Origin of the sequence: Gilliamella sp. B14384G12 (assembly GCF_016101825.1) — a bacterium.
GTDB classification, from domain to species: Bacteria; Pseudomonadota; Gammaproteobacteria; order Enterobacterales; family Orbaceae; genus Gilliamella; species Gilliamella apicola_N.
Map to the genome: position 1 here is coordinate 1 of NZ_JACFPU010000021.1, position 7,721 is coordinate 7,721.

4 protein-coding genes are annotated in these 7,721 nt (G+C 35.1%); all 4 read right to left on the minus strand.

Annotated elements, in window-relative coordinates:
- Positions 1 to 487 precede the first annotated feature (487 nt).
- Complete coding sequence (locus tag H3S73_RS13350; protein ID WP_198236956.1) at positions 488 to 1,630, minus strand: T6SS immunity protein Tli4 family protein; 1,143 nt, start codon at positions 1,628 to 1,630, stop codon at positions 488 to 490.
- Positions 1,608 to 3,515 (minus strand): triacylglycerol lipase, encoded by a 1,908-nt coding sequence (locus H3S73_RS13355; RefSeq protein WP_198236955.1) that lies wholly within the window; start codon positions 3,513 to 3,515, stop codon positions 1,608 to 1,610. Before H3S73_RS13355 ends, H3S73_RS13350 begins: the two co-directional genes overlap by 23 nt.
- A gap of 21 nt (positions 3,516 to 3,536) precedes the next feature.
- A complete protein-coding gene (locus H3S73_RS13360; protein WP_198236954.1) occupies positions 3,537 to 4,661 on the minus strand; it encodes a hypothetical protein in 1,125 nt (374 codons plus the stop codon).
- 63 nt (positions 4,662 to 4,724) lie between these two features.
- Positions 4,725 to 7,253, minus strand: a complete 2,529-nt coding sequence (locus H3S73_RS13365) for a type VI secretion system Vgr family protein (RefSeq protein WP_198236953.1) — start codon at positions 7,251 to 7,253, stop codon at positions 4,725 to 4,727.
- Positions 7,254 to 7,721: the final 468 nt, after the last annotated feature.

Consider the following 7,721-nt stretch of genomic DNA (forward strand, 5'->3'; position numbering starts at 1 on the left):
AATAAATTACAGCAAAACACAATCGGCAAACGGTATAGACTCCTGAATATTTTTTACAAAATTTACTGTTTTTATACTCAAAAATTCTCTAGAGTCAAAAGAAAATATTTAATCTATCACTTGATTTAAAAAAACATTTATTTATGTTTATACAGAATTTAAATATTTTCTTTTTGTCTGTTTTATTTCCTTAAAAGCTGAATGATCGTTCTAAATAACACAATAATTGCAATTAAAACAATTTTCTATTTTTGAATGCTTTTTTATCGTATTCCTTTAGATAAATAAAATAACCAGATATCTATTAACTTAGGAATAATTTAAAAATTATATCTGCTTTTATATGTAATTTTGTTGCTACTAATTGAATATTAAACGTCACTATTAAGTAAATAACATGCTTAATTCGCCCATTTTATTATTAAATTTTTAGCAATTTTATATAATAGCATTTCAAAAAATCCAAACAGCAATCATCCAGTACTTTTTATTCATTTGCGAAAGAACTTTCCCTTATTCTGATACTATTAGTTATTTCACGCCATATACTCATTAACTGCTCTTCACTATAGGTTGGTACGTTATCATTCTTGGGTATTATATAATTCATTTGGACCCACAATTGGGGCTTTTTATAACTTGCATTAAACAGATTGATGCCAAGTTTAAAAATGTACCCTTCATCATTTCTCCAACTATAATCATTATTGTAAAAAAAATCACCTTTCCTTATCCATTCTTCCATAACTAAATGATTGCTTTCACGCGTACCTTTATAAACCGTATATCCTTCTCCGTCCGGATCATATTCTTCAGGACTTTCCAATAGTGACAGGTCTTCTGAAAAATCAGAAGACTGTAAACTAATATAAAAATCCTCTTTCCCCTCATATCGATATGTAAAACTTATGTCTTTATATTCTTCGACCCCATTACGCATAAATCCATTAGTGAAACAAAATCCCGGTTCACTTGGGATGGTAAAATCATCGCGTACTTGAATATGATCGAATAATTTGTACATTTGTGCTAGTTTCTCAGGTACATCGTTGTTATAGATATCTGGGTTTGTATTTCTATCTTGATCGTAACGACTATCTGAACCATTATTTGCATTCATTTCAATTTTTAAGGTTACCTCATCTTGCCAACGGTAACCTTCTAAAACACGGGCAACATCAGGAACACCTTCACTTTGCATCCGTTCAAATATAATACCTTGTATTTTATCCGTATCTGTATTCGGTAATGGATGAATTGCCTTTAAAAAATTACCATCAATGGGATCAATAGGTTGGGTATTTTTCAATTCTTGCTCTCGACGAGCTATCATCTGTTTAAAAGGTGGAAGATACTGTCGTTGAGTTTTAATAGTAACTTTATGAATTTGATCATAATAAAACTCAGTGGTTGGGAATACTGTAAATTGTTTTGGTAAATCAATTAAATAAACTCCTAAACATCGTGTTGCAGTATTTTTTAGCAATTGATCGACTTGTTGCTGTTGCTCAGTTGATAAGGTGACCATAATTATATCCTTATTAAAATAACGATGAGTAAAAAATAAAATGATTAATAACGCTGTGATTAAAAAATAATACTTTTTATCAAGTTTTAACCTGTTGCCCATTTTCTTCAACCGTGACAATCTTCACTATAATATCGACTATTGCCCGTAGAGCAAAATCTCGCGCTTCCTCACTTTTTTTATACGCTGATTCATGCCCAACAGCAAGATAAGTTAGTGCACGTAGGGATTCTTTTGTTTTTTTTGGAATTTCGCCAGAGCATTGTGGAACCATACCGTCACCATTGCCTTTTGTAGGATCTATTTCGCCAGAGCGTCGTGAAACCGTACCGTCACCATTGCCTTTTGCAGGTTCTAATGTGTAACATTCAGCATTATACGTTACTTGAAAATCAATATTACCTTGTTGATTGCTTTCTGCTTCAGATTCACCTTTTTCGCGTTTTTTAGTCTCTATAGCAATAGTTCGTTTTGCTCTTTTTTCTCGCAAATTCAATCTATTTTTATCACCAATATATTGATCAGATGGTCGTTTAATTCCTGATTCAAAATCTATTTTCTTATATTCTCCATTCCAATTCACTTCATCATAGGTTAAAAATTCTTCTGCTATTATTATTGGTTCTCTATCTTTCTCTTCTTTTTTTTCATTTCTTTTCTCCGCATCCACTGCATCAACATCCACCCCATAAAATGCGTAAGTATTAGGATGATATTTCCCACTAATTTTTTCATGAAACTTTTTTACATCATTATTTATAATATTTTCATATTGTTTCCAGTCAGATTCCATTATTTCTTTATTATGTTTTTTATTAAATGGATTAATTAAATGCGGTTCACAAACACACCACCATTTTTCTTTATTTAAATAGATCTCTTTATAAGGATCTGTTTTAGGATATTGTTCCTTATCACCACCACCAAGCGGAGGGGAAATAGTCAGCCATTTTTTACCATATTCAATGCCAGGTAATAACTGTAATGGACCTGGAGCTTGAGCCAAAACTGCTGTCATTTCGGCTCCATCCTTGCCTAACACATTATCTATAAAAAAATTCTTTTGATTACCACATTTCATTCGGGTATACGCCGCTGCTGCTCCAATAGAGGGTTGAACGGCATTAATCACACCGTATACTTTTTCACGCCCCCCCAAAGCTTCCGTATAATAACGCGCCACTAATCCCCCCATAGAGTGGGTCATTAAAATTACTTTATCACAAACTCTACCCTTTTTTTTGTAGAAAGCAGGGATAGTTTCTTCAACTAATTTTTGTAACCGTCTGGCACTTTTTTCATTAGATTCTAGCCAGTTATAACCCATCGCATAAAGCGGAAAATCATAATTCTCAAGTTTTTTAATATCGTCGCCATCAAATTTAAGCGTGGTTTTTTCTGTGGAGGCTAACTTAAATGAGTGAGCCTCTGTTAAACTTTGCAACTTAAGTGATAATTCTCCTGTAGGTTGATATAACCAAGATTGAAAAGTATCTAAAAATACGCCATAACTGAAGTAACCGACGGTTCCCCATCCCCTTTCCCGACGCGTACCAAAAAGTTTATTTTCTGGATGATTTTCATCTGCTTTTTTACCTTCTTCGTCTAAATCTATGCTGCTTTCCTCATCATTAGATCTTTGATTATACGTAAATTGTAAAGATGAAATTTCTTTAGAAGCGGCCTCAATTACTCTACCTCGATCATCTACTTCTGTTTTCTTAGGATCTAATAAGCACTTCCTTCTCTTTGCATTACCTAATATGGGTAATAACCATTTGGTCATATTAAGCGGAGTATCTATACGCCAAACTTTGCGCGAATTGTTATCACCGTTTACAGATTTTAACTTTAAATTACTTCCCATCACGCCAGGCAGTAAAATAATTGGTATCACTTTACGCTCTTTTTCAATATGCATTTGTACCACATCCTCATTTGAACGTGGTCTCGTATTAAATATCTCACTTTGGCAATTATTGTCCATTTTATATCCTTATTCTTTTATTTATGATGTCATTTTTTGAGAAGTAATTAATTGCAAATAAATATGCTGCGCATATTCGACAATCGCCAATTGCTCTCCCCCATGATGAGCAATACAACCATTTGCGAGTCCTAAAGTAAAATAGTGAGTTAAATCGCTTGGCTTTGCAAAAGTTAAATCAATATCATGGAGCAGTTGCTCATTACCATTACCTATGGCAAGCTGTTCGGTTGTTATCGCAAGTGCAATACGGTTCTTTTTGTCTAACCCTGATATCCATATATCTTTTATATTGGCCGATGGAAGCTGAGTTAACGTCAATAATTGTTCTAGATCAGCTGATAAATCTTGTTCCGATATCAATAATCTGCCTAACCACGATTTGGCCGTTAATTTTTTAGTTAAAATCAGTGATTCATCACCAAGCAATAATGCACTAATAAATTGACTGTGCTTAGAATACATCGAAGAGGTATATTGACAGGTTAAGATTAATGACAATTCGATATCATCTGAATGTTGATACAATTCGGTTATCCATGCGTTATAATCCATTATAGGCTCAGGATATAAATCCCATCGTTCAAAAATTGCATTTTGTAATTCGTCATCTTTCATTAATTTTTGAGGAAGATAAATGTGTGTTAAGTACCGACGATAGTTGGGACTTTGCTGCTCTAAACTCTGCATAACTTCATCTAAAAACCAATAAGGTTGAGTTGATTTGATAGCATTAAATAGCGGGCGCGCTTTTGCTGGATAAAGCGGAATTTTGTTGACATCACCTGTTAGTACCTTAACGCCATCTTGCTCGGCACAGATGACGTGACTGGCAAAAATCGGTAATTGCTGCTTGCTCCAAGCTTGCCATTGTTCGGTAGTTTGCTTGTTAATCGCTGTTATTTCCTCATTATAAACGGCATCTGAATAACGCATTGACAGATTAATCGTAAATGGAATAGACCAGAGTATTATTGGTATAATGATGGAACAGAACCACACCAATGAGTCATCAGTATCTTCAAAAAGCAGAAGCATTAGTACAAAACTGAGTAAGACCAACAACACCAGCCCTATACCCCATAATAAATAGGGTGTTTTTTTTATCTGTCTGTGTGTTAATGGTTGAGGAATATTCCATCCCATAACATATATCCTTATCTATTCCTATTATTGCGATGAGTTAAATCATCCCGTTTGATTCAATTGTTAACTGTCTTTTTGGGGTGCAAGAACGATTGTTATTGGTTCAATAAAATCGGCAAACTGTTTTGGTAATTTGCCATTTTCATCCGTCATAGCATCAATTTCACTTCCATCGGCACGAATAATTTTAACTCGCTGATTTTTTACTGGTGTATTGTCATTTTTCCATAATAATTGTGAGTTAAAATGATAATTTGTATTTTGGCGTTCATTTAACATTTGGCTTAAACTATCCGGACCAGTTTTTTGCCATGTTGCTGAATGGCAAATGACATTATCTGGTGCAGCAATATCTATTGAGCCATCAGCAAGTCGTATATAAGCACCACCACACGTTAAAATAAGTTCTTTTTGAGCTGAAATAACAGTACGACCTTTTTGACTGCTTATTGACAAATCTTTTTCCGCCAGTAATGACATTTCATCATGTTGTGCTTGTATATCAACTTTGCCATGTGAAGCGATAAGTTTAATTCCCATTTTTTGAGCAAATAAACTGATCATTTCACCCGCTGCAACGGTAAATTTTCTTAAAACACTGACATCAGTATGTTGATGACTTGCCAACATGATATTTTCACCTGCAGCTATCTGCACACTTTCAGGTGTAACTTGGGCGATCCCTTTTGGTGAAGACATCAAAATAGAGGGTTGTTTAAATTCTTCAATGGATTCGATTATCAATTTTTTTTGTGTTTCTAAATCGGCTAATTCAGCCTCAGCATGTTTAACAGCATCTTGTAAGGCAGAGACTAAATCTAATGTTTTATCAAGCTGCTCTTTGGCCTCTTGCATATTAAGTTGTAAATCTTGTGCTTGATACTGTTTGTCGGCAGTAATAAAAATACCTTTAGCAGCACGCACTGCGCCCCACTCATCGGTACGCAGTTCGAAACCTTCTCCTCGTTTCGTTTTTTCACTATCCACCAAATGCCCCAAATTGAGTTGGGTTTTGCCATATTCTGTTGCCAGTTTAATATGCTCCTGACCACGTTTATCGTCCATTCGCAATTTATTATTCGCTGGCGTGCGTATCACATTACGGTGTTTATTGATTGTCGTAACATGGTCTGGATGACTGCTGTCGTGCATGGCATGAGCTATATACGGGCGGTCTGGATTACCATTGGTGAACGCAATTGCAACTTCTGTTGAATCTATCAAAGGGAAGTGAAAACCATACGTATCGCCGGCATATGGTTTTGCCAGTCTGACCCATAAACTTTCCTCACCTTTTTGCCAATTTTTTAAATCAAAATTGAATTTAATTCGGTAACGACCCTGCGTATCAATATAACCGTACGTATCATCATCTTTACTGGTCACTCGGGCGGGTAAAGTGCCACTCACTTGTGGCCAAGGTAAGGGTGCCGGTCGATACGGCTTAAGAGCATCATAAGGGATAGCAGTAAAGCGGGTTTGGTAAGATTCGGTTCGGTCACCATAACATTCGGTTGCAACAATCACCACACCGTCTTTTATCTCAGCTATCGGGCAACCCTCTATAATCACTAACTGTCCTGGTATAAGCTCATAAGCATTACATTGTCCCGTTAGAATAAATTGTTCGCTTACATAATGTTGATGCCGAATACGCGCGTACCAATTGCCGCTTTCGACTGTCTGTATATCACCTTGGGTTTTGTGGTGCTCTTCATACCGATAGTCTTCGCCTCGCATTGTCATATCTTTGGGCTGACTGTTGTCACTGCTGTAAAGATTGCTGTCGGACATCCGATAGTTATAATCGTTAACACTGACCTGACTTGGTTTAGTTTTACTGCTGAATTGTAAATCCCAGACACTGTAGCGAAGACAGTCATTGAGGCCGCTCGGTTGCTTTATGGTCACTTTACCACCATCAGCATACCCTTTTTCATAATCACTTATCACTATCACATCACAATGGTGCTCCGGATGCGTTTCAAAGTAAAAGTAGAGACCCACATCTGCCAACAAACGCTGTATAAAATTTAAATCACTCTCTTGCCATTGCGTAATAAATTCTCGTACAGGATAGCTTTCTTTTAACTCAAAACGAAAATCAATACCGATAAAATTGTGATTTCGCAACACTTCATCGACCACATCGATGACACTCTTATTCTGAAAAATGGCACTTTGGTGGTGATTTGCAAGTAATGCCATTCTAGGTTCCAGTTTCACCCGATAACGTGCTTCATCTTCGCTGATTGAGACTAAACTAAATTCTGTGATTATCCCGTAAAGCTTTCTTGTTTTGGCTACATGATCAAATGAGCTAATTTGTGTCACTTGTAGCGGTGATTGGTTAGGGTGAAAAGTCAAGGAGGCGGCTTGGCTGAGCATGGATGCAATTGAAATTTGCTTATCTTCGCTGGTGAAATCTATCTGATATTGCCAAGGTTCATTTAACCGCTCTTGACCTTTAATTGATACAACAGAAATGTTTGATAATGCGTCGGATCCATCAACTGACAACGAATAGTTATTGTGTGATAAGTGCCCAGAAAGCGAAGTTAAGCTATCGCCGAGCTGCTCCATTATGCTCATACTTCAATCCTTAATTTGTAACAGCAAAATTGATCTTTTTCAAAAACACAGATATTTATTAACGATAATCTGAGTGATATAAATTAAGTATTTTTTTTAAACGAGTCAATTATTTTTTTATTAACTTTTATTAACTTTTATTAATTTTTATTTATTGTAGATAATGATTAAACTGAGTAATTAATTCGGCTTTTTATTTTTTAGATGGTCATATTAAAATATATCAATTAATCAGTTAATTATACTTGCACGCTGATTTATAAATGCTCTGAAATTAATGTTGATAATAAATACAATTTATAATAGATCGTATTGATATGGATTTGAGTTATTTACCAAGATCATCAAACTGTAAATTACTCATGAGAAGTCAGTGGTTAACAATAAGAATTAAAAATAAATTACAGCAAAACACAATCGGCAAACGGTATAGACTCCTGAATATTTTTTACAAAATTTACTGTTTTT

Coding starts and splice junctions, on each gene's coding strand:
- H3S73_RS13350 (WP_198236956.1), bottom strand. CDS start 1,630: ATGGGCAACAGGTTAAAACTTGATAAAAAGTATTATTTTTTAATCACA.
- H3S73_RS13355 (WP_198236955.1), bottom strand. CDS start 3,515: ATGGACAATAATTGCCAAAGTGAGATATTTAATACGAGACCACGTTCA.
- H3S73_RS13360 (WP_198236954.1), bottom strand. CDS start 4,661: ATGGGATGGAATATTCCTCAACCATTAACACACAGACAGATAAAAAAA.
- H3S73_RS13365 (WP_198236953.1), bottom strand. CDS start 7,253: ATGAGCATAATGGAGCAGCTCGGCGATAGCTTAACTTCGCTTTCTGGG.